28 protein-coding genes are annotated in these 26,093 nt (G+C 67.8%); 9 read left to right on the forward strand and 19 right to left on the reverse strand.

The window, feature by feature from the left end; all coding sequences use genetic code 11:
* Positions 1–9 precede the first annotated feature (9 nt).
* From KEG57_RS12040 to KEG57_RS12070, 7 genes are all read right to left on the reverse strand, one after another.
* Positions 10–807: a hypothetical protein gene (locus KEG57_RS12040; protein ID WP_272419973.1), complete on the reverse strand. Its 798-nt coding sequence runs from the start codon at positions 805–807 to the stop codon at positions 10–12.
* A 14-nt stretch (positions 808–821) separates the two neighbouring features.
* Entirely contained in the window at positions 822–1,868 is a 1,047-nt protein-coding gene (locus KEG57_RS12045; protein WP_272419972.1) for a cysteine hydrolase family protein, read from the reverse strand.
* Between the two features lie 27 nt (positions 1,869–1,895).
* Positions 1,896–3,839, reverse strand: coding sequence for a hypothetical protein (locus tag KEG57_RS12050; protein WP_272419971.1), 1,944 nt, complete (start codon positions 3,837–3,839; stop codon positions 1,896–1,898).
* A 13-nt stretch (positions 3,840–3,852) separates the two neighbouring features.
* Positions 3,853–4,677 (reverse strand): protein phosphatase 2C domain-containing protein, encoded by an 825-nt coding sequence (locus tag KEG57_RS12055; protein WP_272419970.1) that lies wholly within the window; start codon positions 4,675–4,677, stop codon positions 3,853–3,855.
* A 15-nt stretch (positions 4,678–4,692) separates the two neighbouring features.
* A complete protein-coding gene (locus KEG57_RS12060) occupies positions 4,693–5,382 on the reverse strand; it encodes an NUDIX hydrolase (protein WP_272419969.1) in 690 nt (229 codons plus the stop codon).
* Positions 5,383–5,486: 104 nt separating this feature from the next.
* Complete coding sequence (locus KEG57_RS12065) at positions 5,487–6,515, reverse strand: pirin family protein (protein WP_272419968.1); 1,029 nt, start codon at positions 6,513–6,515, stop codon at positions 5,487–5,489.
* Between the two features lies 1 nt (position 6,516).
* Positions 6,517–7,140 carry an NAD(P)-dependent oxidoreductase gene (locus KEG57_RS12070; RefSeq protein WP_272419967.1) on the reverse strand — a complete coding sequence of 208 codons (624 nt, stop codon included), beginning with the start codon at positions 7,138–7,140 and terminating at the stop codon, positions 6,517–6,519.
* A 58-nt stretch (positions 7,141–7,198) separates the two neighbouring features.
* Between KEG57_RS12070 and msrP the strand changes: the two genes are divergently transcribed.
* Entirely contained in the window at positions 7,199–8,212 is a 1,014-nt protein-coding gene (msrP, locus tag KEG57_RS12075) for a protein-methionine-sulfoxide reductase catalytic subunit MsrP (protein WP_272419966.1), read from the forward strand.
* Positions 8,212–8,865, forward strand: a complete 654-nt coding sequence (gene msrQ / locus KEG57_RS12080; protein ID WP_272419965.1) for a protein-methionine-sulfoxide reductase heme-binding subunit MsrQ — start codon at positions 8,212–8,214, stop codon at positions 8,863–8,865. The genes msrP and msrQ overlap by 1 nt, the downstream gene beginning before the upstream one ends.
* Positions 8,866–9,006: 141 nt before the next feature.
* Here the strand turns inward: msrQ and KEG57_RS12085 are convergent, their stop codons facing one another.
* A complete protein-coding gene (locus KEG57_RS12085; protein WP_272419964.1) occupies positions 9,007–9,825 on the reverse strand; it encodes a hypothetical protein in 819 nt (272 codons plus the stop codon).
* Positions 9,826–10,083: 258 nt separating this feature from the next.
* Between KEG57_RS12085 and KEG57_RS12090 the strand changes: the two genes are divergently transcribed.
* A complete protein-coding gene (locus tag KEG57_RS12090; protein WP_272419963.1) occupies positions 10,084–11,088 on the forward strand; it encodes an FG-GAP repeat domain-containing protein in 1,005 nt (334 codons plus the stop codon).
* Between the two features lie 40 nt (positions 11,089–11,128).
* Here KEG57_RS12090 and KEG57_RS12095 read toward each other — a convergent pair whose 3' ends face one another.
* Entirely contained in the window at positions 11,129–11,845 is a 717-nt protein-coding gene (locus KEG57_RS12095) for a hypothetical protein (protein WP_272419962.1), read from the reverse strand.
* A gap of 330 nt (positions 11,846–12,175) precedes the next feature.
* Positions 12,176–12,967 carry a DUF6585 family protein gene (locus KEG57_RS12100; protein ID WP_272419961.1) on the reverse strand — a complete coding sequence of 264 codons (792 nt, stop codon included), beginning with the start codon at positions 12,965–12,967 and terminating at the stop codon, positions 12,176–12,178.
* A gap of 61 nt (positions 12,968–13,028) precedes the next feature.
* Between KEG57_RS12100 and KEG57_RS12105 the strand changes: the two genes are divergently transcribed.
* Together KEG57_RS12105 and KEG57_RS12110 are read left to right on the forward strand one after the other, a co-directional pair.
* Positions 13,029–13,814: an ABC transporter permease gene (locus KEG57_RS12105; RefSeq protein WP_272419960.1), complete on the forward strand. Its 786-nt coding sequence runs from the start codon at positions 13,029–13,031 to the stop codon at positions 13,812–13,814.
* A 7-nt stretch (positions 13,815–13,821) separates the two neighbouring features.
* A complete protein-coding gene (locus tag KEG57_RS12110; RefSeq protein WP_272419959.1) occupies positions 13,822–14,673 on the forward strand; it encodes an acyl-CoA thioesterase in 852 nt (283 codons plus the stop codon).
* Here KEG57_RS12110 and KEG57_RS12115 read toward each other — a convergent pair.
* Both KEG57_RS12115 and KEG57_RS12120 read right to left on the reverse strand, forming a co-directional pair.
* Entirely contained in the window at positions 14,624–15,457 is an 834-nt protein-coding gene (locus KEG57_RS12115) for a sterol desaturase family protein (protein ID WP_272419958.1), read from the reverse strand. The two genes, KEG57_RS12110 and KEG57_RS12115, sit on opposite strands and share 50 nt — an antisense overlap.
* Entirely contained in the window at positions 15,444–15,827 is a 384-nt protein-coding gene (locus KEG57_RS12120) for a hypothetical protein (protein WP_272419957.1), read from the reverse strand. Before KEG57_RS12120 ends, KEG57_RS12115 begins: the two co-directional genes overlap by 14 nt.
* Before the next feature lie 69 nt (positions 15,828–15,896).
* Here KEG57_RS12120 and KEG57_RS12125 point away from each other — a divergent pair, with 69 nt between their 5' ends.
* From KEG57_RS12125 to KEG57_RS12140, 4 genes are read left to right on the forward strand one after another with little or no spacing between them, the layout of a single operon-like run.
* Positions 15,897–16,475 carry a hypothetical protein gene (locus KEG57_RS12125; protein ID WP_272419956.1) on the forward strand — a complete coding sequence of 193 codons (579 nt, stop codon included), beginning with the start codon at positions 15,897–15,899 and terminating at the stop codon, positions 16,473–16,475.
* On the forward strand, positions 16,469–17,041 hold the full coding sequence (locus KEG57_RS12130) for a hypothetical protein (protein WP_272419955.1): 573 nt from the start codon (positions 16,469–16,471) through the stop codon (positions 17,039–17,041). Before KEG57_RS12125 ends, KEG57_RS12130 begins: the two co-directional genes overlap by 7 nt.
* A complete protein-coding gene (locus tag KEG57_RS12135; RefSeq protein ID WP_272419954.1) occupies positions 17,038–17,649 on the forward strand; it encodes a hypothetical protein in 612 nt (203 codons plus the stop codon). The genes KEG57_RS12130 and KEG57_RS12135 overlap by 4 nt, the downstream gene beginning before the upstream one ends.
* A gap of 30 nt (positions 17,650–17,679) precedes the next feature.
* On the forward strand, positions 17,680–19,251 hold the full coding sequence (locus KEG57_RS12140; protein ID WP_272419953.1) for an FMN-binding glutamate synthase family protein: 1,572 nt from the start codon (positions 17,680–17,682) through the stop codon (positions 19,249–19,251).
* Between the two features lie 96 nt (positions 19,252–19,347).
* On the opposite strand, the gene KEG57_RS12145 is transcribed toward KEG57_RS12140, so the two are convergent.
* The 7 genes from KEG57_RS12145 to KEG57_RS12175 all read right to left on the reverse strand — a co-directional run bounded on the left by KEG57_RS12145 (position 19,348) and on the right by KEG57_RS12175 (position 26,079).
* Entirely contained in the window at positions 19,348–19,749 is a 402-nt protein-coding gene (locus KEG57_RS12145) for a hypothetical protein (protein WP_272419952.1), read from the reverse strand.
* 183 nt (positions 19,750–19,932) lie between these two features.
* Positions 19,933–20,790 carry a DUF6544 family protein gene (locus KEG57_RS12150; protein ID WP_272419951.1) on the reverse strand — a complete coding sequence of 286 codons (858 nt, stop codon included), beginning with the start codon at positions 20,788–20,790 and terminating at the stop codon, positions 19,933–19,935.
* Positions 20,791–20,809: 19 nt separating this feature from the next.
* A complete protein-coding gene (locus KEG57_RS12155; RefSeq protein WP_272458479.1) occupies positions 20,810–21,307 on the reverse strand; it encodes a hypothetical protein in 498 nt (165 codons plus the stop codon).
* Positions 21,308–21,364: 57 nt separating this feature from the next.
* Positions 21,365–23,047: an IgGFc-binding protein gene (locus KEG57_RS12160; protein WP_272458480.1), complete on the reverse strand. Its 1,683-nt coding sequence runs from the start codon at positions 23,045–23,047 to the stop codon at positions 21,365–21,367.
* Between the two features lie 61 nt (positions 23,048–23,108).
* Entirely contained in the window at positions 23,109–23,939 is an 831-nt protein-coding gene (locus tag KEG57_RS12165) for a pyruvate, water dikinase regulatory protein (protein ID WP_136929456.1), read from the reverse strand.
* 72 nt (positions 23,940–24,011) lie between these two features.
* Complete coding sequence (dnaJ, locus tag KEG57_RS12170) at positions 24,012–25,124, reverse strand: molecular chaperone DnaJ (protein ID WP_272458481.1); 1,113 nt, start codon at positions 25,122–25,124, stop codon at positions 24,012–24,014.
* Positions 25,125–25,188: 64 nt separating this feature from the next.
* Positions 25,189–26,079, reverse strand: coding sequence for a hypothetical protein (locus KEG57_RS12175; protein ID WP_272458508.1), 891 nt, complete (start codon positions 26,077–26,079; stop codon positions 25,189–25,191).
* Between the last annotated feature and the right edge of the window lie 14 nt (positions 26,080–26,093).

A 26,093-nucleotide genomic window follows, 5' to 3' on the forward strand; every position in this document is an offset into this window, starting at 1 on the left:
AGCCCCTCGTTACCCGAGAAACCCGCCCGCCGCCGCCCGCGAAAACCCTGCGTGCTGGCTCGCGCGCATCGCCGATTGCGAGAACATCCGGAACGCCCGCCGGATCTCCCCCACGTCGCTCCGCGGCGTCAGGATCCACCGGTCCTCGATTCCCATGGCCCGGAAGACGTCCCGGAACGGCGTATGCCCATCATCGATCCCCATCGCCGCCACGATGTGCTGCTCGCTCGCCAGCATGTCCCGCACGAGCGCCCGCACGTCGCTCGCCTTGGCTTTGCACGACCCCTCGTCGGCTCCGTCCGTCAGGATCAGCGTCACGCTCCGCACGGGCACGCCGCTTTGCGCGAACTCCTGCGCCTTCGCGATCACGGTCCCGAGTAGCACCACCGTCTGATCGTAGAGCGGCGTCCCCAGCGCGGGATCGTAGTTCTTCGGCGTCATCCGCTCGGCGAGTGCGACGGGCCGGTACGGATACAACACGAACCCGTTCAGGTACCGCGTATGCGCCAGGATCGAATCCTTCTGCTTCGACGACGCGAGCGCCTCGACCACCGTGTTGTGCCCTTCCCGCACGGCATCGGCGTTCCCGGAAAAACGGATCGACCCCGAATCATCTGGCATGATCGTCACGAACACGGCCTCGGACGCCTGCACGTCGTCCACGCCCACGCCGAGCCCGGCCTGGATCTGCGCTCCGATATCGATTGCCGCGAGCGCCGCGAGCGCCTCCGGCGACAACGTCCCTTCCTCCTCCGCCGCCTCGAACAACCGCCGGATCTCGTTCCCTTTCCCATTCCCGTTCGTCATGACGTCCTCCTCTCCTATTTCAAAAAGCTCCCGATCGCGTCCGTGCTCTTCACGAGCTTCATCCCGGCCGCCGCGAACTTCGCGAGCGCCTTGTCGGCCTCGGGCGTGAAATCCGCCGCGAACCCGCCCTTGCCGTCCGGCACCGTCACGGCCGACATGCAATCCGTGAGCAGGTAAATCTTCCTCGCCAGCGCCGCATCGACCGAGGCGATCTCGCCCAGGATGTCGTCGATCGAGCTCTTCACGCAATGGCTCGCCGCCTGCCCGGCGATGATCACCGCGTCCGCCGCGAGCAACGTCTTCAAAAACAGCGTGTTCTTCTGCCCGAGCGGCTGCCCGTCGAAGCGCGTGAGCACCTCCGGCGACAGCACCGAATAGTTCTCCGTCAGCGGATTGCCCCCCTTCACCTCCACCCACGACTGCGCCCCGCGCACGTACGAGTGGAACAGCCGCGCCTCGTGAATCGCCCCCACGAGCGCGTGCCCATCGCTCCCGAGCAGGCAGTGCGGCGGCCACAGATAAAGCGTGTACTTCCCAGCCTTCTCCAGCTCCTCGCAATAATGCCGCACCTGCTTCACGAGCCACGTGTAGTTCCCGCCGCAGAGCCATTTCGCCATGGCCGGGTTCGGCCGCACCTCGCCCGCGTCGATGTCGCGCGTCGTGATCACGCGGTGCGCCGAAAGCGGTTTGCCCTCGCGGTCCACCCAGAACGACGGGAAGAAGATCTGGTGCGAGAAATGCGTATCCATCGTCGTCGTGATCGCCGTGAGCACGTCGAGGTTCTTGTAGATGAACTCGGCGATCCGTCGGCTATCGTCGATCGCACCCCGCCCGCTCTTTCCGGCCACGAAGAGCGCGCCCTCGGGATGGCAAAAATCCTTCTGCACGTCGATGAGCAGGAGGTGCACGTTCGTCTTGTCCGCGCCGGCCGGCCGGATCTCGAGCGCCTTGCGCCAGTCCTCGGCGGCCACGAAAAGCAGCTCCTCCTTGGGACGATGGCCCCATTTCTCGGCGCTCCTGTGATCGTAAAATACCGGCAACGGAAGTTCCTTGTGGTTCATGATGTCCCTCTCGTTCCTTTCAACGAATCAACCCATGGCGAGCGTCGTGATCTCACGCGCCCCCACGACCCAGAGCCCCGCGGCTCCGGCGAGAATCCGCGCGCCTTCCTGCACGAACGGTTCGGTATCCAGAAACCGCCGCGCCTCGGCCGGACCACCCGGGCCGAGCTCGACCCGCACGAGCCCGCTGTCCGTGGCCGCGAGCAACGCGCCTCCGATCGCCTTTTTCCCTGCGATCGACCCGAGCCACGACCCGTCGCCCGCCTCGGCCTCGGCCACGCCGAGCAGCGCGCCATCCTCGGCCACCACGGCGCACCGGTTCATCGTTCGACCGGCACGCACGTACGTCACGAAAAACCAAACCCGGTCGTTGTCGATCGCGGCGTCCGCGGCCACGATCTGCCCGCTCGGCCAGGGCAGCTTCACCGTATCGCGAATCCCGCGTCGCTCCGTATCCCACGTGAACGCGACCGAAACCGCGCCTGCCCGGTAAAACCCGAAGCCGAGCCGCTCACCGACCCAGATCCGCGTCTGCCCGGCGAGCACCTCGCCCCAGGGCTCCGCCGCGCCTTCCGCGAGCCCTGCGAGAGGCGACCCGGAAGGCCGCGCGGCGCGCCGGAACAGGCGCCCTCCCTGGACGAACCATCGATATCGATCATTCACCACGAAAGCAGGTTCCTGCCCGAGAACATCCACCAGAATCGCCTGCTCCGCCTGCCCCGCCTCGAAGGCCACGACCCGCCCGCGCCGCCCGATGAACGTGGTTTTCCCCTGGATCCAGAACCTCAGCGCTCCGTCGAGTGGCCCCCGCGAAAGCACCGCCCCGTCCTCCCGCTTGTAAACCCCCTCCTCGTGCACCACGTACGCCGGCGCGTCGCCCACGAGCGAAGCCGCGACAATCGTGCCCGACGTGGCGGCTCTGCGGGACGCCTTCACGTGCCCCCGCACGACCACCACTTCGCGTGGAGCGCCGTGATCGCAGACCGGACAACGCACCCGCGCATGCTCGGCCCCGCACGACACGCACGCCGTGAAACGCAGATTCTCGAGGAGCGCGAGCGGAAACGGCGCCCGCGCGTCACGCTCGAAGATCGACGAGAACAAGTGCAAGAGGTCGTCCGGTAAAACCTGGTACGGAATCGCCGGCTTCGGATACCGCACCTCGGGATCGAACACCGTGATCCGCCGCAAGGGCCTCGCCGCCTCGGGCACACGTTTCGCCGGATCCCGTGGCCGATACACGCCTCCATAGGGCCCCACGCAGAGCAGCGTGCCCATCACCATCACGGCGAACGCATACCAGTCCGATTCCGCGGAGAACGGCCGTACGGGCCGCGGACGTGGCTCGCTCGCGTCGCAAAGCAGCGGATCGACGAACCGCTCGGTGTACACGGGGCACGGAAACCGGCCGAACTGAAAACTGTCGGCGTCCACGAGGTGCGCCTCGCCGTCCCGCACGAGCACGTTCAGATCGTTGAAATCGCCGATCACCGCGCCCGCGTGATGAAGGGCCGCCACGGTCGCCCGAAGATCCCGGAGGACCCGCGCCGCCGCCTCTCCCCCGAGCGCCCTGCGCCGCGCCGGCTCGCCGAGGCTCATGAGCGGCTCGGCGCCTGCAATCAAGCGCATCGTGTACCCGAGGATCGTGCGCCCCTTTCGATCCTTCGCGAGCGCGATCGGCGAGGCGACCCGCGCCGGCAATCCCGCCGGAAAATGCGGCATCTTCTCCTGCACGAGCGCGAGCCTGTCCTCCGCCGCACGCGCCTCGACCGAAATGCCGGCCACGTCCGGATGCTCCGGCCCCTTCCACAGCTTCAGCGCAAAGCCGCCGCCGAGGTCGAAGACGTCCGCCTCACCGCCCTTGCCGATCGAGGCCTGCGGGCTCACGCGAATGCGTTTGTCGTCGATGTACACATCCATGGCACACGTCTCCCGTCCTCGCCTCGCGGCGAGCCCGAACGGCCACTTCATCGGAAAACTTCTCCTACGCGGCTGCGCTGATCTTTTTGCGACGCACGACGAGCAGCGTCGTATCGTCTTCGAGCAGCCCTGGCTCCTTGTGGATCCGCCGCTCGTCCCAGATCGGCCGCGTCACCTCACGATTGACGAGCGAAAGCGACCGGCGCACCGCATCGACATTGCGGAAATACCGATCCTCCGACCAGAACGTCCGCAGCGGCGGCACACGCTCCCCGCGCGCCCCAGGGATCACTGCTCCTGCGAGCGCGTCGTAATCGGCCATGCCGTCCGTGCCGACGAGCACCGAGGTGATCGCCGATGCGGGCAGCACGCGGTGAATCGAGAACTGCGGCCCTGCCCCCGAAAGCCCATACCCAAGGTACGGCGGCGCATTGCCGGGAAACGGCCCGAGCCGCACGACCTCGTCCCCCACGACAAACATCCCGTCCCCGACGCCGAACACGACGGCCCGCTCGGCCGAGATCGCCACCCCGAGCACGGTGAACAGAAAAAACTCGGCCACTCCGCGTGCATGCCCAACGCCCATGTCCTGTGCGACCGAGGCAAGCGAAACGAGCAGCCGCTCCCGCACGCGCTCGAACGTCGCCTCCTCGACGATCGACGCGCCCGCCTCCATCTCGCGGAGCACCTGCGAAGCGACGACCCGCGCCCCCATCGCCGCGCCGATCTCGCTATGCGCGCCGCTCCCGCACCCGTCACAAACCACGCCGACGATCCCGCATTCGCCCGACCGAAACGCGAATGCATCCTGATTCGGCTTCCCGGCGAGGACGTGCGATCGCCCCGTCACGCTGCCGGCGGCCACCTCGAATCGCCCGTCCTCGCGCATGACATCCTCCTCGCCTCAAATCTCGAACAAGAAGCCCTCTTTTTCGAGCTTGCGATATGCCTTCTCGTCGAACGTGTAGAGCCGCGCCGCCCGATGCGCGACGTCCTGCTCGACCTCGTCGAGCTCGATCAAAAGCCCCGTCGCGGCCACCTTCTTGCGGAAGTTCCGCTTGTCGAGCTCATGACCGAGAACTTTTTCGTACACGCGCTGGAGCTGCGTGAGCGTGAATTTCTTCGGCAAAAGCTCGAACCCGATCGGCGCATATCGCACCTTGCCGCGCAGCCGCGTGATCGCCTTGTCGACGATCGCCTCGTGATCGAACGCGAGCCGCGGCAGGTCGTCGATGGTAAACCACGCAGCCTCGCGCGCATCCGTGGCCGCGCGAACCGCATGCTCGGAGAGCTTCACGAGCGCGTAATAGGTGACGGAAACGACGCGCTCGCGTGGATCCCGGTCGACGGCCCCGAACGTATAAAGCTGTTCGAGATACACCTTTTCGATGCCGGCCTCCTCGCGGAGCTCACGCCGCGCGGCCTCGTCGAGCGTCTCCTCGAGGCGCACGAACCCGCCGGGCAACGCCCAGCGCCCGGCGAACGGCTCGACGCCGCGCCGGATGAGCAGGACCTTGAGATCCTCCTCGTCGAGGCCAAAAACGACGCAATCCACCGCGAGCGCCGGGCGCGGATGCTTGTAGGTCACGCTCATGATCGGGTCCGTGTAGGATGTACACGAACCTTAGTGTCGAACCGACACCACGTCAAGAGCGCGTGGGATCACGCCTGGAAGATCGGCCGAACGTGGAGGATCCGTCAGGCGCCGCCCCGCTCCACCCGTCCATCCGCATGCCGCGCGAACCGCCCCTCGTGCCCATGCACCGGATCGTCGCTCGACCACGGCCACCCGCCGAACCGCGTCCGCTGGTAATCCATCATCGCGCGCTGGATCTGCTCGCGGCTGTTCATCACGAACGGACCGTACTGCACCACCGGCTGCCCGATAGGACGCCCCTGCAAAAGCAGGATCTCCGTCTCGGCGTCACCGGCCTCGAGCCGCACGTCCACGTCACTCCGGACCCGCGCCGCCGCATGCCCCGAAAGCGCATGCTCCCCGATGCGCAACGACGCGCCCTTGAAGAAATACAATGTCCGCACCGATTGCGGGTGTGCCGCCTTCGGCAGCGTCCACGTGGCGCCTGGGGCCATTCGAATGCTCCAGATCGCCACGTCCGTATCCGGCCGCGACGCCCACGAGCGCGGCGGCGGCGACGGCGCGCGTTTCCCGTCGAGCGACCCCGCGACGACCGTCACCTCCGTCGATCGCCCTGCCTCGTCGAGGAACACGCACCGCGGGATCGTATCACTCCACAGCATCGAGAAATGCGGCGGCACGAGCTTGTCCTCCGCCGGCAGATTCAGCCAGATCTGAAACATCTCCACCGGGTTCGGGTTCGTCCGGTCGAGCAGCGGGAACATCTCGGAATGGCTGATCCCCTCGCCCGCCGTGAGCCATTGCACGTCGCCCGCGCCGAAACGCGCCGCGGCGCCGAGTGAATCCGCGTGGTCGATGAGCCCGCGCCGCACGATCGTCACCGTCTCGAAGCCCCGGTGCGGGTGCTGCGGGAAGCCGGGCACGACCTGGCCGTGGTACATGCGCCAGCCATCCTTGCCGGCAAAGTCCTGGCCGATGTTGCGCCCCGCGAGCGACGCCGCCGGCCCCATGTGCTCGTTGCCCGCGGGGTACGCGTCGTCGTGGTGCACGCAGAAGAGGAATGGATCGGCCGTCTCCCAGGGAAAACCAAGGGGCCGCGTTTCGAGCACGATATCGCTTCTGGAGCTCATCCTAATACCCGATTCCCACGGCGGCCTGGACGTACTTCATCGCCATCATCTCGGCCACCATGAACTCGGCCAGGTCCGCGCGACTCACCTCGTACGACTTGCCGGCGGGCCCGTCCTTCACGATCTTGTAATCACCCCTTTTCGGTCCGTCGAGGAGGCGCGGCGGGCGCACGATGGTCCAGTCCGAGTCACTCGCGTGCAGCCGCTCCTCTGCCCTTCGTTGATCGGCATACACGTGCCGCGCCATCCATCGGCCCACGGTCCGGTACCAGAGCGGCTCGTTCGGGTCCTCGATCGTCCCGGCCGACGTCACGCACACGAACCTGCGCACGCGGGCCTCGGCCATCGCCCACAGGATGGCCGCGAACCCGTCCGAATAGAGGTTCGTCTCGCCGAAGTCCCTTCCTGTCCCGAGCGCCGAGATCACCGCGTCCACGCCGCGCATCGCGGGCCCCACCTGGCCCCACTCGAGCACGTCTCCTTGCACGAGCTCGAGCCGCGGCGACCAGGCGCCGACGGCCGCGGGCCTGCGCGCGAACGCCCGCACCTCGTACCCCGCGTCGAGCGCCTGCGCGACGACCTCGCGACCCGTGGGCCCCGAAGCCCCGAAGACCAAGACCTTCATGTGGCGATCATCGTACGTCACGCGCGACGTCGCAACGCGGATCGCTTACAATCGCCGCATGCGCAGGCTGCCTCCGCCGCCCCCGAGCTCCGAGATCACGCCCGAAGCGCGGTACCTGCGCCGCCGCGAGATCCTGAAGAGCGCGGGCCTGTTCGTGGGGACGGCCGCTGCGATGGGCGCGGGCCTCGTCGCGCTCACGGGCCGCGGCCGCCGCGCGACCATCACGGCCGAGCCCTTGCCCGCGGACCTCGTCGTGCCGCCGCCCACGCCCGCCGCGCCGTCGAGCTCGGCCGCCGCGCGGAATCCCTTCACGACGGACGAGCCTCGCACGCCGTACGAGGACGTGACGACGTACAACAATTATTACGAGCTCGGCCTCGACAAGGAAGATCCGGCGCGCAACGCGAAAACCCTGAAGCCACGGCCCTGGACCGTCGTCTTCGAGGGCGAGATCAAAAAGCCGCAGCGCGTCGACCTCGACACGCTCTTGAAATGGTTTCCCCTGGAGGAGCGCGTCTACCGCATGCGCTGCGTGGAGACGTGGTCGATGGTGATCCCGTGGCTCGGCTTTCCCCTGGGAAAACTCCTCGAACGGCTCGAACCGACGTCGCGGGCGAAATACGTGGCATTCAATACGCTGATGGATCCGGAGCAGCTCCCGTTCCAGCTCACGGACGTGCTCGAATGGCCCTACCGCGAGGGATTACGCCTCGACGAGGCCATGCACCCGCTCACGATCCTCGCGGCCGGGCTCTACGGAAAATCGCTCCCCGGGCAAAACGGCGCCCCGCTGCGGCTCGTCGTGCCGTGGAAGTATGGGTTCAAAGGGATCAAGTCGATCGTGCGGATCGCGCTCGTCGAGAAGGAGCCGCAGACGTCGTGGAACATGGCGGCCCCGCGTGAATACGGGTTTTACGCGAACGTGAACCCAGTCGTCGCGCACCCACGCTGGAGCCAGGCGATGGAGCGGCGCATCGGGGACGTCGAAAAACGCCCGACGCTCCCGTTCAACGGCTACGCCGACGAGGTCGCGCACCTCTACGCGGGCATGGACCTCCGGATGCATTACTGATGGCGACGAGCACAATCACCACCCCGGACAAACCCGCGGCGCCTCGCGCGGGCGCGGGCAAGCTCGGCTGGCTCGTCCCCGCGATCGTCACGGGAGGCCTCGTTCCGGCCGTCGTGCTCGCGGCGCGCGCGGCGAAAGGCGACCTCGGGGCGAACCCGATCGCCGAGGCGATGAACCAGCTCGGGCTGCTCGCGCTGGTCCTCCTCGTCCTCTCGCTCGCCGCGACGCCGCTCCAGATCGTGACGGGCTGGAAATGGCCGATCCGCATCCGCAAATCGCTCGGCCTGCTCGGCTTCTTTTACGTCTGCGCGCATTTCCTGGTGTACGCGCTCGTGGACAAATCGCTCGCCCTGCGCGCGATCGCCGAAGACATCACGAAACGACCGTTCATCCTCGTCGGGTTCGCCGGCTTCGTCCTGCTCCTTCCGCTGGCCGCGACGTCGACGGCCAAAGCCCTCAAGCGGATGGGGTTTGCCCGCTGGAAACGATTGCACCGGCTCGCGTACGTGGTCGCGATCCTCGGCGTCATCCATTTCGTGATGCGGGTGAAGAAGGACGTCACCGAGCCGGCCATCTACGGGGCCGTGCTCGCGGGGCTCTTCCTGATCCGGATCATGGATTGGGTGCGGGAACGCGGAAACAAGCGTCGCTAGGCTGAGAAACGCCGCGAGCGCCCTCGAGCCCGTGAACACGGACGCCGACGCGTGACACGACCTGACCGATGCGCAGTGGAAGCAGGCGGCCTCCATCGTCTCGACGTCTCGACGTCGTGATGGTCGAGGGTGGTGGGGTCTTCATGGCGCACCACTTCCGCCCGCGCCGCCGGCCCCGCTGCTTTGCTGCCCGCCACTGGCCCCGCCGCTTCCGCCCGCGCCGCCGGCCCCGCCGCTTCCGCCCGCGCCACCGGCTCCGCCGCTTCCGCCCGCGCCGCCGGCCCCGCCGCTTCCGCCCGCGCCGCCGGCTCCGCCGCTTCCGCCCGCGCCGCCGGCCCCGCCGCTTCCGCCCGCGCCGCCGGCCCCACCGCTTCCGCCCGCGCCGCCGGCTCCGCCGCTTCCGCCCGCGCCGCCCGCGCCGCCGGCCCCCGCGTCGAGCGAACAGACGGGGACGCCGGGGAGGCACTCGACGCTCGACGTCGCGAAATACACCCCGATCGGCTTGTACACGATGCCGGAGCCGTAGGTAATTCCGTGGCGTCCGCATACCATGTTCCACACAATCGGCTGATAGAGGGGATACGCCTCCAGCCGGGCATACCCGAAAGCCGGGACGAGGATGGTAGAGTTCGCCTCGAGCGTGAACTCCTGGCTCACGTTGAACCCGACCGCCTTGGAGATCTCCGAGTCCGCTGGCGTCTTGGTGGTCGTCACCGATACCTCCGCCGAGACGCTCGACGCGAAGGACAGGGAGAGGGTTCGGGGCCCCACTCCTTCCGACGCGCTGATCAGGTGCGCGGGATCCTCCCAATGAACCGTATCCGGAAGGAAGGTGACGTCCTCGATGAGGATCCGACCGCGGCAAACCTCGCCTTTGGCCTCGGCGACCTCTCCATCGCCTTCGGCCTCATCCAGGTCCGCCGATGGGCCGCCCACACATCCGAAAGCGTGGAACGCCATCACCATTGGAATCGAATTTCGCATTATGTTGAATGCCGGCATCGTATGCGCTCCGTAGAACGCGAGGACAAGCGTTCCACATGCGACACCTAAGGCCCGTCACCCCGTGACGGGAGACCTGGCGTGATGCTCGAAATTGCACTACGCAGCGAGCGCGAAGGCGCGTCTCACGCGTGCGCGGCGCACTCGTTTCGCCGCTTCCATGGGCTTCCTTCCGTAGGAGACGGCGCGGAGACGAGCGCTCGTGAAGGAGGAGTCATGAAATCGTCGGCGGCATCGATGATAGTCCTGGGCGCGATGATGGCGTTCGGCGAGGTGACCCCAGACGGCGGCGATGACGGGTGGAAGATCGTCATGGCGGCCGATTTCAATTTCGACGGGATGGCAGACGTGCTTTGGAACGACACGCACGACAACCTCTTCTCCGTCTGGTTGATGGAGGGCACGGTGCCGCGAGCGCCCGGGCCGGTCATCGCCGGACCGCCGGGTGATGGATGGTCGGTGAAGGCCGCGGGGGATTTCAATCAAGACGGCATGGCGGACGTGCTCTGGATCAATACGAATAGAAATCGATTCGCCATATGGCTCATGAACGGAGCATCCGTGCTCGCACCCGGTCCCGAAATTCTGGGGCCCGCCGGGGACGACTGGACACTCGCGAGCGTGTCCGACTTCAACTTCGACGGCCGGGCCGACGTGGTCTTCCACCAAGCGAAGACGAACCTGTTTTCCGTGTGGCTCATGAACGGCGCGACCGTGCTCGCGCGGGGACCGGCGCTGCACGGGCCGATCGGAGACGAATGGAGCGTGTCCATGACGGCGGATTTCAATGGCGACCGCCTGGATGACATCGTCTGGATCGATGTGACGAACCAGCGGATGGCGATTTGGCTGATGAACGGCACGACGCTCCTCGCACGGGGGCCTTCGGTATCGGGGCTCCTCGGCAGCGGTTGGAGCTTGGTCAGGAGCGCGGGCGACGTCAATTTCGATGGGATGGCCGATCTTCTCTGGACCAAGGACCAGCCAAGCCTGTTCACGGTTTGGCGGATGGGCGGGACGTCGCTTCTCGGACAGGGACCGCTCGTCGCGGGGCCGGAAGACGATGGTTGGAGCATCGCGACCATCGGGGACTTGAATGGCGACGGAACGGTGGATTTGGTATGGCAGGCCCAAAACCCGCCTCGCATGGCCGCGTGGGTGATGCGCGGGACGAGCGTCGCCATGGCTGGACCCGTGATCCAGGGGCCGAATGCGCCGTGACGGCCTGGCATTGAAATGACCGAGCACGACTTGCAGGCGCCTACCACACCTCCTTCCAGATGGGCTCGACATCGCCCGGAGGAAGCTCCGTACCCGAGACGGGGCCTGCGCCGACCAGCGTGTCATTCACGTCGATGTTGTCCAGCACGACGAGGCCGAAGTTGTCAGGACCGGTGTCTTGCCCCTCGTCGAAGACAATCGAGAGTGTCTCGACTTTTATCGCGGGGATCATCCACCTGAGCCTGAGCCAGCCATCGCCAGAAGCCTCGACGACCGGGGGCGGCGAGCTGCAGCCGATGGACGTGGCCGCGCCGCCCCCGAAAGGGGTGATGTCGAACCGCGGCGCCCCATTGCTACAGTGGGATCCGGCCGGCTCGCCCAGCGAATCCGGCTTCCAGATGTCGTAGCCGACCTCCGTCACGATCTCCCCTCTCGCGCCCTTGATCTCCACGCTCGCGGCCGCGAAATTGGCGGTCGGTCCCGTCTTGACGAGCAGCAGCCCCTCATTGCGACGATCTCTCGGGTCTCCCGTCTCGCAAGCCGGATCGGAGAACGACCCCGTCGTGATGCTGCCGTCGTGCGAGATACTTGCGTTCGTGGGGCAACCAATACCGGCGAGCCATTCCGCCTGGACGAGGAACGTGTTCGCGGGATCGAACTCGAACGGATACGCCTGGAGCCTATCGATCCATGCATATGCTGCGCCCGTGCCAAGAACGAGAATCGCCACCGACGCAAGGTGAGCGCGAAGCTTCATGGAACCCCCTTGTAGGACCGCGCCGGACGGTCCCCCGACGTCATCGCGGCCCGCAACACGTAATACACATCACAAGCAGATTGTCAAAGAAAGGAGCACGGCGAGCAAACCGCTTTTGAGCGATGCGACCACGGCATCACGCGGCCCCCTCCACTGCTCTTGCCTCCTTCAGGCCCCGTCGGGAGCCGGCGCACGTGCCGGAAGGGAACACGTGTGCGCGGCGAGGAGCAGGGTCCGTCTCGCACGGGCCAGCCTTGCGATCGAATACAAGCGTATTCCGAGGACGACGACCAACGATGCAGTGCGCACAGCAAGTTTATCGGCAGCCTGCTAGGCCGGTCCTCCCGCCAATCGGCCGACACCGAACCGCGCTGCCACGGCGAGCAGGGTGCCCACGTTCTGCACGTCCTCGGTCGGGAGCAAGATCCGCTTGCCCGAGGTGAGCCGCACTTCGAGCCAGCGAAACGAGAGCTGCATGGCGTCGACGTCGTACTCCCGCGCGTTGCGATTCCCGTAATGAATGCCGGACGCGTCGACCCTGAGCGGGCCAAACCAGAGCCGTTCTCCCTCGTCGAGCGCGGCGAGCGTATCGGCGAGCACCCGCACGGCCGTCTCGTTTTGCACCCGCGTGGCCAGGTCCCGCGCGTTCTCGATCTCCGCCGGGAGCCGGATCACGACGCCGTCGCGCGAGCCGAGGCGCACGATGAACTCGGGCGAACGTACGGGCTCGTAGAATCGCGCCCAGACCCCGGTCACGTCCTCCCAGAGGAACGTGCGTCTCCCCGTATGCGTGGTGACCACGAGCCCCTCCTCGTGCACCGTCACACGCGCGCGCGTGTCGCGCAGGAAGATACGCAGCGAAACGGCCGCGACGGTGCCGAACATGCCCACGGTGAGGAACGCGACGACCCAGAGGCCGGGATCGGAGCCGCCCGCGAGCGACGAGAGCAACGAAGCGAGCGCGGCGAGGCCCGTGGACGCGCCGACGAACAACGAGGATGCGCGACGCAGCTTGCTCGGGCGATACGTCGCGAGGGGCGGGCCGAACCTGAGCGGAGCCGCGCGGTAAGGGCTGATCGCGCGGGCACGCGTGTCGTTCGGGGTTTCGAGGCGCGGGGGCACGGGCGGGCGCGAGTATAACCACGTTCTCTCCGCGGCGTGCTACCCTCCGCGCGAACGCGAGATGCGGTATCTCTCCCTGCTCGGCCTCCAGCTCCGCAAGTCCGTGACCCTCGCGATGCAGTATCGCTGGGATTTCGTGGTCAGCGGGGCCCTCGCCCTGCTCTGGACGGCCGCGGGCCTGGTGCCGTTCCACGTGGCGTTCCACGACCGGCCGCCCGTCGGGGGCTGGACGTACGAGAACGCGCTCGTCGTCGTGGGCTTTTTCACGCTGCTCCGGGGCGTGCTCGACGGCGCGGTGAACCCCTCGCTCCTCTCGGTCGTGCAGCAGATCCGCGAGGGCACGCTCGATTTCGTGCTGCTCAAGCCCGCCGACGCGCAGTTCCTCGTCTCGACCACGAAGTTCGAAGTCTTCCGCATGTTCGACGCGATCGCCGGGCTCTCGCTCGTCACCTTCGCTTTCGTGCGCCTCGGCCGCGCCCCGACCCCGGGCGGCGTCCTCACGGCCCTCGCGATGCTCGCCGCGGCCACGGTGGTCCTTTATTCGATCTGGATCCTCGTCATCGCCGCGGCCTTCTGGGTGGTTCGTGTCGACAACCTCGCTTATCTCTTCGACTCGCTCTTCGATTTCGCTCGCTGGCCCGTGTCCGTGTTCCAGGGGGTGTGGAAGATCGTCTTCACGTTCATCATCCCGCTCGGCGTGATGACGACCTATCCGGCCGAAGCGCTGCTTGGCTCGCTCGCCACGCAGACCGCCGTGGCCTCGATCTGCGGCGCGGCGATGCTCGCCGTGATCGCGCGGTTCGTCTGGACACGCGCGATCGGCCATTATACCTCCGCTTCGAGCTGACCCCCCGATGCCCTCCGATCTCGCCCTCGACACCGCCGTCACGCCCGTCCCCGGCTCGCCCGGCCATTACACGACGAATCTGCCCGACGCCTGGAGCTGGAACCTGCCTTCGGGCGGCGTGCTGATGACCGTGGCGCTCCGCGCGATCGAACACACGATCGCCGATGCGACCTTTCGCCCGGTCTCGGCGACGACGCTTTTTTGCAATCCCGTCCCGGCCGGTCCGCTCGACGTCCGCGTCGAGATCCTCCGGCGCGGCAATGCGGCCGTGCAGGCGCGCGCCGCGCTCCGCGCGCAGGCGTCCCCGGGCACGGACCTCGAAGTGAGCGCGACGTTCGCGCGCGAGCGGCCGGGATTCGAGCTCATCGACACGGCGATGCCGCGCGTGCCGGATCCCGAAGATGCGCCGCCCATCGTGGAGCCGCGCCGCTCGGTCGCGGGACGGAACCATTATCCATTCCTCGACAATTTCGACTCGCGCCTGGCGCTCGGGCGCGTCTGGTGGAAGCCGGACTGGCCCGCGGGCGCGGCTCGTTATGGGCGGTGGATGCGTTACAAGATCCCGCAACGCCTCGCGGACGGCACGCTCGATCCGTTCGCGATCCCGCCGATCGCGGACCTCATGCCGCCGGCCCTGCGCCAGAAGCTCGGCCCGGAGGGCCCGCATTTCCACGCGCCGAGCCTCGATCTCACGGTGCATTTCCTCGACCCCACGGCGAGCGAATGGCAACTCGTGAGCGTGTGGGCGCGGCGAGCGCGTGCAGGTTATGCGACGGCGGAGGCGGAGGTGTGGGGCGCCGACGGAAAACTCACGGCGTACGCGACGCAGACGATGTTTCTGCGGAAACCGACGCGGTAGCCGGCAAGAACGGCGCGAGGAGCAGCCCGAGGTAACTTTTCGGCGCGGCGAACAGGACGCCGAGATCGTACGTCTCTTCGTCTTTGGGGCAATGGTGCGTCCCGAAGATCACGTCGAGCAGCGGCGCGACGTTCGCGAAGTTGTGCGATGTGCGTTCGAGGCGCGCGTGGTGCCAGTGGTGGAGCTCGGGCGCGCCGAGGAGCCATTTCAGCGGGCCGAGGGGCAGGCGCACGTTGGAATGGATGAAGATGGCCCACGCGCCCCGGAAGACGATGAACCCCGCGAGCGCCCGCGGCGAGAAGCCGAGCAAGAGCGCCGGCAAGTTCGTCGCGAGCTGCGTGAGGACGCCGTCGACCGGGTGCTCGCGATGCGCCGCGACCCAGTCGAGGTGCTCGCTCGTGTGATGCACGGCGTGGAAGCGCCAGAGAAAATCGAAACCGTGGCAAGCGCGGTGGTACCAGTAGACGCAGACGTCGCCGAGCAGGACAACGAGGACGGCCTGGAGCCAGAAGGGTTGCGCCACGAAAAACCCTCGGAGGCCTTCGGGGAGGTAGCCGCCGATCCAGGTGGAGGCCGTGCGCGCGATGAAAATCGCGAGGGCGTTCCAGACGAGGTATTGCCCGAAAAAGAAGCAGAGGTCGAGCCCCACGGCAGGACGGAAGATCCGCTGGTGTCTGGCCGGAAAAACCCGTTCCAGCGGGACGAACATCACCACGAGCACCGCGAGGCTCGCGAGCGCGGCCCAGAGCGCGTCGAGCGCTTGCAAGAGCTCAGCGCGGGGCATGGGCCTTCGAGGGGGCCGCGTTGTTCGAAGGCGGCACGTTTTGAAGAATGCCTGACTCACCCTTCAGGGCCGCGGAGGCCTGGGAACTGGGCCGGAACATCTTCCCCGATTTCGTCGTGCCGAACATCTCGTCGCCCACGTCGAGCGAGCCCGTGAACTCCGGCGCGACGGCGGACGCGGCAGGCGCGGCGGAGGGCGCGGGCGGCGGGACCGCGGCGCGGGGCTCGGGGACGGCCGAGGCCGCCGGGGGCTCGCTGCGAGAGCAGCCCGTCGAGAGCGAGGCTTGCGTGACGAGGACACCGAGGACGCCGAGGGAGAGCGTCACCGTGGCCATGCGAAGGAGGAGCGAGGCGCGAGGCGATGCAGCCATGGCCGCTTCGACGTACGAGGCCTCCGCGCGCGTTGACGAATTCTTCGAGGACCCGCACGATGCCTCGCGATGGAACGAACGAAGGTGCGATCGGCGGCTCTCCTCGCGCTCGTCGCAGCGCTCGCCCTGCCCTCGCGCGCGCTCGCGGACGCCCTCCCGCCCGCGCCGACCTCCTGTCCCTCCGGCACGCATGGCATCACGGGGCACGCCGGGACGGGCTGCGCGCCCGACCACTGCCCCGTCACCGGGTCGGAAGGCGGCGTCTGCGCCGGCGGTCGGCCTTGCTGCTTGATGGAGGTGTGCAACGCCCGCGACCGAAACCCCTGCGGGCCGGGACAGGAGTGCGTCGAGGTGCGCGCGTGCGTCGCACCGGGCGTCATCCGCACGCCGGGATCGGGGCGCAGCTTTCGCGAGGCCGTGAGCCACGTGAACGAGGACAAAGGCTGCCTCACCCCGGGCACGACGCAGGAAATTGTGGGCACGTGCATGACGAAGACGACCTCCGGCGTGAGCGCCCCGGGCCGCCGCCGCGGCGGCATCTGCTCGGTTGACCTCGACGCTGCGAGCGATTCCCCCGCGCTGCCACTCGCCGCGGCCGCGATGGTTTGTCTCGGCGCATGGGCGCGGAGGCGCAAGTCCCGATGCTGAAATGGTTGCTCATCGGGCTCGTGGTGTTCCTGATCTACCGGCTCGCGCAGAAGCGGCCGCGCTACGATCGGCTGTTCTCCCCGGACCACCTGATGGAGCTCTCGCGCGGGCTCGGCCGCGCGAAGCAGGCCGCGCTCGCGGGCGTGGGGAAAGGGCCGCCCGCGGATCCGTTCGCCGAGGGCAATGCGTTCGTCACGTCCGCCGATATCGCCGTCGCGTACACGGTCGCGAAGGCAGACGAGAAGGACGGCCACGAGCATCACGTCTCGCTCTCCTACCGCGGCGGCGCGTTCGCCCGCGCGGCCGCGGGATTTCTGGCCGCGGCGATCCTCCGCTTGCTCGACGTGCAGGAAAAACCCTGCGTGCTCGCGGTTTCGAATAGCGGCGTCTACCACCTGATTTTCAAGATCCCGGCCGCGGAAGAATCACGCTTCGCGGCGAAGACCGTCCCGGCGCTCGACGAGGAGGCCGCGCGGGCGCTGCTCGGCACGGCGATGGACGACCGGGGAGCGCTGCTCGCGCGTCTCGGCAAGCTCGACGTGAAGCTGCCGAAAGGGGGCGCGTGAAGCCGACGCACATCGCCGATCGAAGAGCGCGCGACGAGCTCGCGCGCCTGCTCGAACGATTCGCCCGGCAGTCCCGCCCGATCCGGGTCGTCAAAAAATCCGAATACTGGCACCAGCGGGCCGCCGGCACGGCGCTCTGGGCCGTGACATTCGGCGGGCAGAACAAGTACCTCACCCATTACGTGACCACGCTCGGCCACACGATCTACGTGCCCGACGATTTCGACGACTGGGAGCCCACCCGCGCGCTCGAAATCCTCCGCCACGAGGCCGTGCACGTCGCGCAATTCGAGCGGTACGGCTGGGTGATCATGGTCCTCTTCTACGGCATCCTGCCCGTGCCGATGGGCCTCTCCTGGTTCCGCGCCCGCCTCGAGTGGGAGGCCTACGAGGAGACGCTGCGCGCCGTCGCCGAGATCGAGGGCCTCGCCGCGGCCCGCGGCCCCGCGCTGCGGGCGGAGATCGTGCGGCGCTTCACGGGGCCGGATTATGGCTGGATGTGGCCTTTCCCGCGCACCGTGGAGCGCTGGATCGACGAGGCGCTCGTGAGGATCGAGGGCGAGCTCGCGCGAAAGGCACCCTCGACACCGTCTCCCGAGAAGCGGTAGCCTGGCCCGAGCCCCGGAGGTAGCCCGCCCGTGTGGATCATCCTGGCCGTCTTCGCCGTCCTCGTCGTCGCCGTCGCGATCTACGACGTGACGCAAAAGAAACACGCGATCCTGCGTAATTTCCCGATCATCGGGCATTTCCGCTACATGCTCGAAGCGGTGGGGCCGGAGCTCCGGCAATACATCGTCACGAACAACGACGAGGAGCGCCCCTTCAGCCGCGACCAGCGCCGCTGGATCTACTCGTCGGCGAAAAAAGAGAACAACTACTTCGGGTTCGGCACGGACAACGACCTCGAGCAGAGCCCGAACTACCTCATCGTCAAGCACGCGGCTTTCCCGCTGCCGGAGCTGCACGCGGGCGAGCCCGGCTACGACCCGGGCTACCGCGTGCCCTGCGCGAAGGTGCTCGGCGGCAAGCGGAACCGGAAAAAGGCATTCCGCGCGAATTCGGTGATCAACTCGTCAGCGATGAGCTACGGCTCGCTCTCGGGCGCGGCCGTGGAGGCGATCAACCGCGGCGCGAAGATCGCGGGCTGCATGCAGAACACCGGCGAAGGCGGCGTATCGCCGCACCACCGGCACGGCGGGGACCTCGTCTGGCAAATCGGCACGGGGTATTTCGGCTGCCGCGACGAGAAAGGACGCTTCAGCATGGAGCGATTCCTGGAGACGGTCGCGTCGGCGCAGATCCGCATGATCGAGATCAAGCTGAGCCAGGGCGCGAAGCCCGGCCTCGGCGGCGTGTTGCCCGGCGCGAAGGTGACATCCGAGATCGCGAAGATCCGCGGCATTCCGATCGGAGAAACCTGCATCAGCCCCGCCGCGCACACGGCGTTCTCCTCGGCCGACGAGCTGCTCGATTTCGCGGAGAAACTCGCCGAGGCGTCGGGCCTGCCCGTGGGGATCAAATCGGCCGTCGGCCAGGAGAAATTCTGGCACGAGCTCGCGAAGCTCATGGGCCGCGGCGATCGGGGCGTCGATTTCATCACGATCGACGGCGGCGAGGGCGGCACGGGCGCGGCTCCGCTCGTGTTCAGCGACCACGTGGCGTTGCCCTTCAAGATCGGGATGAGCCGCATTTATCGCATCTTCGCCGAGGCCGGAATCGCCGAGGACGTGGTCTTCATCGGCTCGGGCAAGCTCGGCTTCCCGCACGCCTCGCTGCTCGCGTTCGCGCTCGGCTGCGACATGGTGAACGTCGCGCGCGAGGCGATGCTCTCGATCGGCTGCATCCAGGCGCAGGAGTGCCACACGGGCCATTGCCCCACGGGCGTCGCCACGCAAAACCGCTGGCTCGTGCGTGGGCTCGACCCGACGGACAAGGCGGCTCGATTCGCGAATTACGTGACCGCCCTGCGCAAGGAGCTGCTCCAGCTCGCGCGGGCCTGCGGCGTGCCGCATCCGGCGCTGGTGACCCTCGACGAGCTGGACATCCTCGACGATCGGCTCCACGCACGCCCGGCGTCCGCGGTCTTCGAGTATCAGCCTGGCTGGGGCCGTCCCTCGGCCGCGGACATGGAGGCGATTCGCGCCATCATGGCCGGCAAACCGGCGCCCGCGCTCCCGAGCGGCGAGGGGCTCGTCATCGCGCCGGCCTGAGCCGCGTTTTTCCCCGCGCTTCGAAAACGAAAGCGCCGCCCGAGGGGGGCGGCGCTTTTTCATTTCACGCGTGCTCCGGAGAGCACCGCGGAAACCTCACTTCGCGTCGACGGGAATCGAGACCGTCTCGGTGAACGGCTCGCACGTCGTGTCCGTGCAGACCGCGCCCTTGAGCTCGGCCTCGATGGTCTTCTTCCCCGGCGCGGCGGCCGTCGCGACCACCGTGAAGCTCAGTTCTTCCTTCGAAACCTTCGCGTCGGCGGCGACGAGCTTCGCCTTCTCGACCGTCACGCCGTCCGGCGCCTTGAGAACGAGCTTGTGCGGGTACTCGAGGTTGACGTGATACGCGCCCTTCGCCTTGACGGTCACGACCGCCGTCGCCTTGCTGCCGGACTTGGCAGACGCGGGCGAAACCTTGAGGTCGTACTTGTCGCCCGCAAATGCGGCGCCAGCAAAAGCAAGGATAGCAACAGCAGCGAGCGAAAGGGCTTTCTTCATGACGACCGTCCTCCTACGTGATTCCGTTTCAGCACGTCCCGTGCCAGACGTCAACGCCCGCCGCACATCCGGAACGGTCGCGAGAAATTACCGTATCCTCGCGATTTTTCGCCGTTACGGGCCGGGACGTCAGGAGACGCAACATACGGGGATGGATCAAGAACGGACCGGGTGGGTAAATATTCATCCACCCAGGGGGACGATCCGCTGTTCGGCACGATAAAACTCGAACCGCTGATCCGTGCCGTGCCAGTACGCCACGCGGACACGGGAAGGAATGGTGAGGCCGCCCTCGCTGCACTCCTCGTCGACCTCGACCCCGAACGGGATCCACGTGAAGCGCTTGTCCTTGGTCTGGTTCGACCAGCGCAGAAGGCTCGCCGAACGCACCCGGCCCGCGTCGTCGATCAAGATCGCCACGGTGTACGGCTCGCCCGCGATGCGGAGCGTGGCGCGGATCGCGTCAGGGCCCTCGACCTCCCAGCGCACGCCACGCGAAGGGAGCAGCGCCGCCGGCGAGAGGATCGATTCGAGCGCAAGCCGGCCCGCCGCCGAACGGCGCACGTCGAGCCCCCGCGCATGCGCCACGGGGACCGCGCCGATCGCATAAAACTCGGTGCCCGCGTCCTCGCCCTCGAGCCAGTCGTACCCCACGAAGCGGCCACGCCCGGCGCCCACCGTGGCCTTCCAGACGAACCCGCGCGGCGGCGCGAGGAGCGCCTCGGCCTCCATCGGTCGCCACGCGTCCGTCGGCGACAGGCGCATCTCGCCCTGAATCGCGAGGCGCACGGCCGGATCGAGAGGCGCCCCCTCGGCGAGCGCATGCCGGAAGTAACGGGCCACAGGCTCGGGGAAGTCGTCGAGCTCGCGAGGATCGAAGCGTCCCTCGGTCGGCCGAGGCAGAAGCGCGCGCCACCGCCGATGGATCACGCGGTCGCCATACAGCCGCCGGCCCGCGAGAATGACCGCGCCTCCGAACAACGTGCCCGTGACCCCGTAGACGATGCGGGGGATCAACCTGCCGCCGCCACGAGAAGCCATCCGCTCCTTCGCCTTCCTTTCAGGGCATCGCGCCGGCGTCCATCTTCGCACGCGAGAGCAGGATGGCCACCTCCATCGGCGTCGGCGTGCCGCAGAGCTCGCTCATCGCAGGCTGAAGCGTCTCGGCGTGTGGCTCGAAACCATCGGCCGTGACGACGACGTTCACCGGGCCACTCGTCCAGAGCTCGCATGCAAGCGAGGCAAGGTCGGTGGGCGGCGGCTTGTCGCGATCGAGGTTGCAGACGAAATTGGCGCCGTCGTCGAGCGTCTTCCACGTGGTCGCGTCGGACAGGACGAACGGCGGTTCGTCCCCGGCGCTCCACTCGACGACGATACGAAGATCCGGCGGGAGGGGCTCGCCGTCCGCGCGGATGTCGAGGACGAAGAGCGGCTCGGGGGGTCGTACGGGACAACCCCCCTCGCCGCCATGTCCGCCATCCACATCGGGCGGCGGAGGTTTGGGACGCTCACACGCCACGAGCCCTGCAAGGACGACCCCCAGAAGCCCTATGCTCAAGACGAACGCTCTGCGTGAAGACACAGTGCGTCGGAGAATAACTGATTTTCCCGACGATCACTTGGGCGGGGGCGGGGGCGGGGCGATGGTCGCGAGGTTCAGGCCACCCGGATACTGGTAACTCGTCTGCGCGCCGTACCCCATCACCTGAATGCCCACAGCCTCCGTCGCGGTGAGCACGTGCGCGCCGTTGTTTCCAGACCCGAGCGGGAGGCGCACGATGCCGTATCCCGAGCTGATCGGCTGCGGCGTCTGCGCCACCGGCTGGCCATCGAGCACGAGCTTCGCCCCGACCGGCTGGACGACATCGACGTAACTCTCGTCGTAATCGTTCGGCGCGAGGAAGACGTACTTCAAGCGGAACTGCTCCACCGCCGTCGAGAGGCTCGCGTCCGGATCGCCCTTCGGCTCGGCGCTGAACGGGTCGATGATCGAGGAGCCGAGCTGGAACGTGCCGACGGCAAACTCGTGATCGCCCGTGATCTCGAAGTTGACGTTCACCTGGCCGAGGTCGAAGACCTGGCCCGCGTTGATGCTGAGCGGCGCGCCCGGCGGGATTTCGCCCGCATACGTGAGCTTCGTGCCGTCGACGTTGCCGTAGATGCGGACGACGTGGCCGACGGGCCCGCCGCCCGGCGAGGTCGGGACCGTCACGATGTACCGCTTGCCAAGCGTCTCGGCCGGGAAGACGGACTCCTCGATGTGATCGCAGTACCCGCTCTCCAGCGGGACGTTGATGCACGGGACGCCCGAGATGACCTGCACGGGCTTGGTCGCGAAGATCTGCGAGCCGGAGGGGTCGGCGTCCGGCGCGAAGAGCACCTCGACGACCTCGCCTCGGTTCACCGTGAACGACGCGAGGCCGTTCGGCCCCGTGCTCGGGATGCCGCCGCCCGCGATGATCTCGCCCGCCCCGGAGAGCTTGACCTGCACGTTCGTGCCGTCTTGCGTGCCCGTGACCGCGAAGTACGAGCCCATGTTCGCCGCCGGCCAGCCGCCGATGCCCGTGACGCGGTAGTTGCCGGTCATGGCCGTGCTCGGCAGGAGGAGCGAGGCGTCGTTGCTGTAGGAAAAACAGTCGTTGAGGCACTGCGCGCCGGGGCACGCGCTCCAGTCCTTGCCCGGCGGGCCGCCCTGCGGGCCGTACTCGAGCGCGTTGAACTGGTAGACCGTGACGGGGCGCGTGGTGACGAGGTGGTAGGCGCCGTTCTGCACGCGCACTGTGTTCGAGAGCGGCGTGGCGCTGCCGCACGCGTCGGCGTCCGGGCCCTTCAGCTCGGGGACCCACGGGAGGTAAATCTTCGCGAGGTCGTTCGCCCCCACGGTCGCGGTGGCGACGGTCGTGGCGCCACGCGTGACCGTGACGTCAGCAGGTTCGTCCCCCGTGTTCGCCACGACGACCGCGTAGTCGAAGATCGACCAGACGTTGTTCGCGACGACCGTGGGCCAGAAGTCACAGCCGATGTACGTGCGCGCCGCCGCAGCTTCCTCGCACGTCTTGGGATCGACGCCGGGATCACCACCGCCGCCCCCGCCGGAGCCGCCGGGGCCGACGAAGACGTCGCCACCCGAGCCGCCGCTGCCGGGCCCACCCGGGCCGCTCGCTCCTTCGCCTCCGGCGCCTCCGTCGCCGAACTCGTTTCGGCCCGATGTCGCAGAGCAGGACACCGCGAGGATCCCCGGAACGAGGAGAAACGCGAATGCAACGAAAGCTGTGTGCTTGAGCCCGGCTGAAGTCATGCGCCCGATTATCCGCCCCGCGCCACGTCAGGCACAAGAGCGATCGGGCGCGCGATGCGCTTCAGTGGGCGGCGCGGTTCCGCTCGTGGATGCTCTCCAGGATGATGACGGCCGTCTCCTCGATCGCTCGGCCCGTGACATCGACGACGGGCCACTCGGGATGCGCGCGGAAGATGTTGTGCGCGAAGTCGAGCTCCGTGCGGACATGCTCCCGCATCGCGTAATTCGTCTCGGGGGGCATGCCGAGCTGGCGCAGGCGCGCCTGGCGGATCTCGCAGAGCTGATCGAGGCCGATCGTGAGGCCGACGATGCGATCGCTCGGCGCCTCCTCGATCTCGTGCGGGAGCGGAACACCGAGCACGAGCGGGAGGTTCGCGACCTTGAGGCCGCGCTGCGCGAGCAGCGTCGACAGCGGCGTCTTCGAGGTGCGCGAGACGCCGACGAGGATGATGTCGGCCTTGCGGAAGTTGCGCGGCTCCTTGCCGTCGTCGCTCTTCACGGCGAACTCGACGGCCTCGATGCGACGGAAGTACTCGTCGCTGAGCGGCAGCATCGCGCTCGGCAGGTTGATCGGCTCGCGATCGAGGAACGTGCCGAGCTTGCCGATGAGCGAGCCGATCACGTCGATCGCCTCGATGCGTAGCTCCGCCGTCGCCGAGTGGATGAACTCGCGCAGCTCGGGGCTCACGACGGTGAACACGAGCAGCGCGCCCTCCTTCGCGGCGCGCTCGAGCACCGGACGCGCGACTTCCTTCGTACGCACACGCGTGTGCAGGCGAATCTGTACGCCCGCCTGCGGGAACTGGAGAAGCGCTGCGCGGACGACCTTCTCCGCAGTCTCCCCCGTGGAGTCGCTCAGCACGTCGATGAACTTGGACATGGGCTTGCTCATTCTCGTCTTCGTCTCGGTCGGATCGAGGAGCGCTGGCGTGGTCGTTTGGGCCACGCCGCTCGAACGACAAGCCTACCCAAAAAGGTTCTTCAACTTGTCCATGAAAGTCTCACGCTCGGGCTCTTGCGGCGCCTCGCCCAGGGTCGACGCGAACTGGGTGATGAGCTCCTTCTGCTCGTCCGTGAGCCGTGTCGGCACTTCGACCCCGATTTCCACGAGCTGATCGCCCCGGCCGCCCATGACGCGGCGCACGATGCCCTTGCCTTTGACGCGGAGCACCGAGCCCGGCTGCGTGCCCGCGGGAATGCGCAGCTTGCCCTTGCCTTCGAGCGTGGGGACCTCGACCTCGCCGCCGAGCGCGGCGACCGGGAAGGAGATCGGGAGCGAGCAGACGACATCGTCGCCGACACGGCGGAAAAACTCATGCGGAGCGACGCGGATCGTGAGCTCGAGGTCGCCCGGCGCGCGATCGGGGCGCGTGCAGTTGCCGCCGCGCTCGACGAGGCGTGTGGCGCCGTTCTCGATGCCCGCGGGGATCGTGACCTCGATCGTGCGTGACTTCGCGACGACGCCCGCGCCGCGGCAGTTCTTGCACGGGTCGAGCACGATGCGGCCCGTGCCGCGGCAGCGCGTGCACGGGCGCTCGATCGCGATCGGGAAGACGCCCTGCTGCATGCGAACGCGGCCGCGGCCGAGGCAGAGGCTGCAGCGCTCGGTCTGCGTGCCCTTCGCCGCGCCGACGCCGCCGCAATCGCCGCAGGGTTCGACACGCTCGTACGTGATCTCCTTCGTGCAGCCGAACGCGGCTTCCTCGAAGCTGATGCGGATCTCTTTCTGGAGGTTGCCGCGGTCGCCGACCTTGATGCCGAGCGCGCCGAGCAGATCGCCGAAGAGACCGTCGATGTTGAGGTCGTTCAGATCGACGTAGCCCGCGCCGCCGAAGGGGCTGCCCGGCTGCGCGGCGCCGCCTACGCCCATCGGGCCGAAGCGATCGAACGCGGCGCGCTTCTGCGGATCACTGAGGATCTGGTAGGCCGCGTTGATCTCCTTGAAGCGCTGATGCGCCCCATCGTCACCCGGGTTCTTGTCCGGATGGTGCTGCGCGGCGAGCTTGCGGAAGGCGCTCTTGATCTCGTCCTGCGTCGCCGAGCGGTCGACGCCGAGCACATCGTAGGGATCGCGCACGGGGGCCGGAATAGCACCGATCCGGACGAGGGCCCAGGGGGTTCGGGCTGGGCCGAGCGCGCGTTCAGGGGAGAACTTTGCGCGTCGGGCACTCGCCGTCGCCCTGGTAGTCGCCGAGCGTGCGCGCTTGGGCGAGCACGTAGTCGTATGCGGTCTCGATCGGGACGCCGGCGAGGCTGTACTTGTCGGGCGGGAAAACGTCGGCGGCTTTCGTCTGTTTCAGCTCGTCGAGCGTGGTCTCGCCGTCGTTGTTCGCGTCCGCGTCGGCGATGTACTGCGCGTAGCGCGCCGTGACCTCGGCGCCGGCCGTGATGTTGTTGAAGAACCAATGATCGCCGTGGATCGTGGGTTTGACCGGCACGGTGCCGCCGGCCGGGACCGCGAAGCCGGGGATCTCGTCCTCCGTGGCGCAGTCATCGTACGAAGTGCCGGCGGCGAGGCCCCAGCGGAAGGTCTTCTGCGTGGTGCCGTTGTCGAGCGTGCCCTCGATGTAGAGGGAATAGCCGTTGTCGACGAGCAGCGTGACGTCGGCCTCGGCCGTGTCCCCGAGGCCCTTGGCGCCGGGTTTGGCGTTCGGCAGGTCGAAGCCGAAGCGGTCCCAGCGGGTCGCGCTCACGTCCTCGAACGTCGCCACGACGTATCCGCCCGCGGGCACCTTCTTCAGGTCGAGGACGTAGACGTCGGGCGCGGTGAGCGTCTCGGTCGCGTCGGAGCGGGAGGCGCGGATGTTGCCGATCGTGATGAGGAAGCGCTCGTAGTCGACGCTCCAGCCGTCCTGGATGTCCTCTTCGCCCATGCCGGCGGCGAGGCCGTTCGGGATGGTGTCTTCGGCCTCGACGAAGATCTGGGCCGAGCCTTTCTCGGCCGTCGCGCCGTCCTCGCCGCCGCAGCCGACGACGAAGAGGGCCGCGCTCGAGAGGGCGACGAGCTGCGCACGGATCCCGCACATTCGCATCACTTGAATCACCT

It is taken from the genome of Polyangium jinanense (genome assembly GCF_028435365.1).

Bases quoted from the DNA above. Each gene is read 5' to 3' on its own strand.
- KEG57_RS12040 (WP_272419973.1), bottom strand. From the start codon at position 807: ATGACGAACGGGAATGGGAAAGGGAACGAGATCCGGCGGTTGTTCGAG.
- KEG57_RS12045 (WP_272419972.1), bottom strand. From the start codon at position 1,868: ATGAACCACAAGGAACTTCCGTTGCCGGTATTTTACGATCACAGGAGC.
- KEG57_RS12050 (WP_272419971.1), bottom strand. From the start codon at position 3,839: ATGAAGTGGCCGTTCGGGCTCGCCGCGAGGCGAGGACGGGAGACGTGT.
- KEG57_RS12055 (WP_272419970.1), bottom strand. From the start codon at position 4,677: ATGCGCGAGGACGGGCGATTCGAGGTGGCCGCCGGCAGCGTGACGGGG.
- KEG57_RS12060 (WP_272419969.1), bottom strand. From the start codon at position 5,382: ATGAGCGTGACCTACAAGCATCCGCGCCCGGCGCTCGCGGTGGATTGC.
- KEG57_RS12065 (WP_272419968.1), bottom strand. From the start codon at position 6,515: ATGAGCTCCAGAAGCGATATCGTGCTCGAAACGCGGCCCCTTGGTTTT.
- KEG57_RS12070 (WP_272419967.1), bottom strand. From the start codon at position 7,140: ATGAAGGTCTTGGTCTTCGGGGCTTCGGGGCCCACGGGTCGCGAGGTC.
- msrP (WP_272419966.1), top strand. From the start codon at position 7,199: ATGCGCAGGCTGCCTCCGCCGCCCCCGAGCTCCGAGATCACGCCCGAA.
- msrQ (WP_272419965.1), top strand. From the start codon at position 8,212: ATGGCGACGAGCACAATCACCACCCCGGACAAACCCGCGGCGCCTCGC.
- KEG57_RS12085 (WP_272419964.1), bottom strand. From the start codon at position 9,825: ATGGCGTTCCACGCTTTCGGATGTGTGGGCGGCCCATCGGCGGACCTG.
- KEG57_RS12090 (WP_272419963.1), top strand. From the start codon at position 10,084: ATGAAATCGTCGGCGGCATCGATGATAGTCCTGGGCGCGATGATGGCG.
- KEG57_RS12095 (WP_272419962.1), bottom strand. From the start codon at position 11,845: ATGAAGCTTCGCGCTCACCTTGCGTCGGTGGCGATTCTCGTTCTTGGC.
- KEG57_RS12105 (WP_272419960.1), top strand. From the start codon at position 13,029: ATGCGGTATCTCTCCCTGCTCGGCCTCCAGCTCCGCAAGTCCGTGACC.
- KEG57_RS12110 (WP_272419959.1), top strand. From the start codon at position 13,822: ATGCCCTCCGATCTCGCCCTCGACACCGCCGTCACGCCCGTCCCCGGC.
- KEG57_RS12115 (WP_272419958.1), bottom strand. From the start codon at position 15,457: ATGCCCCGCGCTGAGCTCTTGCAAGCGCTCGACGCGCTCTGGGCCGCG.
- KEG57_RS12120 (WP_272419957.1), bottom strand. From the start codon at position 15,827: ATGGCTGCATCGCCTCGCGCCTCGCTCCTCCTTCGCATGGCCACGGTG.
- KEG57_RS12125 (WP_272419956.1), top strand. From the start codon at position 15,897: ATGGAACGAACGAAGGTGCGATCGGCGGCTCTCCTCGCGCTCGTCGCA.
- KEG57_RS12130 (WP_272419955.1), top strand. From the start codon at position 16,469: ATGCTGAAATGGTTGCTCATCGGGCTCGTGGTGTTCCTGATCTACCGG.
- KEG57_RS12145 (WP_272419952.1), bottom strand. From the start codon at position 19,749: ATGAAGAAAGCCCTTTCGCTCGCTGCTGTTGCTATCCTTGCTTTTGCT.
- KEG57_RS12150 (WP_272419951.1), bottom strand. From the start codon at position 20,790: ATGGCTTCTCGTGGCGGCGGCAGGTTGATCCCCCGCATCGTCTACGGG.
- KEG57_RS12160 (WP_272458480.1), bottom strand. From the start codon at position 23,047: ATGACTTCAGCCGGGCTCAAGCACACAGCTTTCGTTGCATTCGCGTTT.
- KEG57_RS12165 (WP_136929456.1), bottom strand. From the start codon at position 23,939: ATGAGCAAGCCCATGTCCAAGTTCATCGACGTGCTGAGCGACTCCACG.
- KEG57_RS12175 (WP_272458508.1), bottom strand. From the start codon at position 26,079: ATGCGAATGTGCGGGATCCGTGCGCAGCTCGTCGCCCTCTCGAGCGCG.